Below are 2529 nucleotides of genomic sequence, written 5' to 3'. Positions count from 1 at the left end.
CTGTGGCAGGCGTCCAACGCGGCCCAGTTCTTGCCGATAGAGATGACGGCTGCGCCGGAGATCTCTGCAGAGCCGGGTGGGGCCTCGGCGGAGATCACGGTGGTGCTGCGCAATGGTCGGCAGCTGCGCTGTCCGGACGTGATCGGGGACGCGGCGCTGCTTCGGCTGGTGCGGCTGTTGGAGACGGCATGATCGGGCCGGGAACCGGGGTGCGGGTTTATCTGGCCTGCGGTGTGACCGACATGAGGAAGGGTATCGCGGGGCTGGCGGCACTGGCGCAGGACCAGCTGCGGCAGAAGCCAGCGAGTGGGGCGGTGTTCGCGTTTCGGGGCCGCAAGGGCGACCGTTTGAAGCTGCTTTACTGGGACGGCCAGGGGTTCTGCCTCTACTACAAGGTGCTCGAGCGTGGCCGGTTTCCATGGCCAAGCGCGGGCGACGGAGCTGCGCGTTTGACCTCGGCGCAGCTGGCGATGCTGTGGGAGGGCATCGACTGGCGGAGGCCGGACTGGGGTGCGCCGCCTGCCCGTGTGGGATGATTTATCCCGCTAAATCGCCTTGTTTTTATGGCGTTCATGCGTGACCGGTGGTAACTTCGGGCATGTCCGCAGACGCCGCAATCCTGCCCGAAGATCCTACGTTTCTGAAGGCGATGATCGCTACCTTGCAGGCCGAGAATGCCAGAATGTCGGCCACGATCCGCGCTCATAATCAGCTGATCCAGACCCTGCGGCTGCGTATCGCAAAACTGAAGAAGCAGGCCTTCGGAAAGTCCTCGGAGAAGGTCGAGCGCGAGATCGAACAGCTGGAACTGGCGCTGGAGGACCTGCTGATCGCTGCCGCCGAGGGCGACACCAGGCCGCCGGCCGAGGACGAGGCCGCACCGCTGGTCCCCGCCGGAGAGGCGGCCGAGCGCAAACCGCGCCGCCGTCCGCGCGTGTCGGAAGCCACCCCGCGTGAGCGCCGCGAGCTCGACCCCGGCAATTGCTGCCCCAATTGCGGTGGCGATCTGCGGCCGGTGGGCGTGGACGTCAGCGAGATCCTCGACATGGTCGTGGCGCAGCTGAAGGTCCTCGAGATCGCACGCCCGAAGAAGTCCTGCCGCCGCTGCGAGAAGATGGTGCAGGTGCCCGCTCCGAGCCGACCGATCCCGGGCAGCATGGCGAGTGCCGCCCTGCTGGCCTACATTCTCGTCTCCAAATTCGACGACCACCTTCCCCTGTATCGCTTGGCCGAGATCTTCGCCCGCATGGGCGCGGACATCCCTGACAGCACGCTGGTCGACTGGTGCGGGCGCGCCATGAAGGTCCTCCAGCCCCTGATCGACAGGATCGGGGCCGAGGTCATGGCCAACGACCTGCTCCACGCCGACGACACCCCGATCCGGGTTCTGGACCGCTCCCTGCGCGACCGGGGCCTCGGTAAGGGCGTGAAGAAGGGCCGGATCTGGGCCTATGTTTGCGACCAGAGACCTTGGGCGGGAACCGCACCCCCCGGGGCGGTCTACCGGTTCGCCCCGGACTGGAAAGAAGAACACGTCCGCGATCACCTGCGCCAGACGAGCGGCATTCTCCAGGCCGATGGCTACAAGGGATATGCCAAGCTTTACGATCCCGGCCCGGACGGTGCCCCACAACTCCGCGAAGCAGCTTGCTGGGCGCATCTGCGTCGTGACTTCCATGATGTCTGGACCACGACGGGCTCAGCGATTGCCCGCGAGGCACTGGACCGTGTCGGCGCGCTTTATGACATCGAACGCGAGATCGCGGGGCAACCCGCCGATGTCCGCCGGTCTGTCCGTCAGAAGCAGAGCAAGCCCAAGGTCGAGGCCTTCCGCACCTGGGCCGAGCAGCAGCTCACGCGCATCCCCGGCAAAGGCGATCTCGCCCGTGCCTTCCGCTATGGCCTCAGCCGCTGGCCGTCGTTCTGCCTGTTCCTTGAGGACGGCCGCGTGGCCATCGACAACAATGCGGCCGAGCGTGCCCTGCGACCCATTGGCATCGGGCGGAAGAACTGGCTCTTTGCAGGCGCCGACACAGGTGCCGAAACCCTCGCGCGCGCCATGACCATCATCGAGACGGCCAAGATGAACGGCCTCGACCCGCAGGCCTACCTCGCCGATGTCCTCGATCGCATCAACGATCACATGATCAACCGGCTCGACGAGCTGCTGCCCTGGAACTGGGCGCCGCGCACCGCCCCGCAGGCCAAGGCCGCCTGATGGCAACCGTTACACAGGTCTACGCCCTTAACCATGTCGCGCGGATGCTCGGCGAGGACCTGGAAATGCTGGAAGCGATCGTTAGCAACGACGACAACCTCAGCTACGGAAACATCATCAGCGTCCACACCGGCACCGACGAGAGCGCCACCGTGCTCACCGCCCATGGCATCGAGGAGCTGCGCGACATGCTCCGTGATGCAAGGCGCTCTCCGGAGCACTGGAGCGACTTTCTCGAAGACTTCGTCGAAGACCCAGACATCATCGCGCGCGTCAAGGAAAACGGTCCGCGGTAGCAATCGGGCCGTTAC

At 65.8% G+C, this 2529-nt stretch carries 4 protein-coding genes; all 4 read left to right on the top strand.

The features are described 5' to 3' along the window. The coding region (locus FA743_RS20405; protein WP_425467213.1) for a hypothetical protein at nt 1-192 on the top strand (192 nt) is incomplete at its 5' end. Beyond that, nucleotides 189-536 (top strand): IS66 family insertion sequence element accessory protein TnpB, encoded by a 348-nt coding sequence (gene tnpB / locus FA743_RS20075; RefSeq protein WP_136887817.1) that lies wholly within the window; start codon nt 189-191, stop codon nt 534-536. The genes FA743_RS20405 and tnpB, both read left to right, overlap by 4 nt. Nucleotides 537-598: 62 nt before the next feature. Then, nucleotides 599-2218, top strand: a complete 1620-nt coding sequence (gene tnpC, locus FA743_RS20070; protein WP_136887816.1) for an IS66 family transposase — start codon at nt 599-601, stop codon at nt 2216-2218. Next, nucleotides 2218-2514, top strand: a complete 297-nt coding sequence (locus tag FA743_RS20065) for a hypothetical protein (RefSeq protein ID WP_136887815.1) — start codon at nt 2218-2220, stop codon at nt 2512-2514. The genes tnpC and FA743_RS20065 overlap by 1 nt, the downstream gene beginning before the upstream one ends. The last annotated feature ends 15 nt before the right edge of the window (nt 2515-2529 follow it).

Origin of the sequence: Paracoccus gahaiensis, from assembly GCF_005048225.1 — a bacterium.
Lineage (GTDB): Bacteria > Pseudomonadota > Alphaproteobacteria > Rhodobacterales > Rhodobacteraceae > Paracoccus > Paracoccus gahaiensis.
Note: the sequence above shows the minus strand (reverse complement) of the source record. Positions and strands in the feature narration are given on the sequence as shown.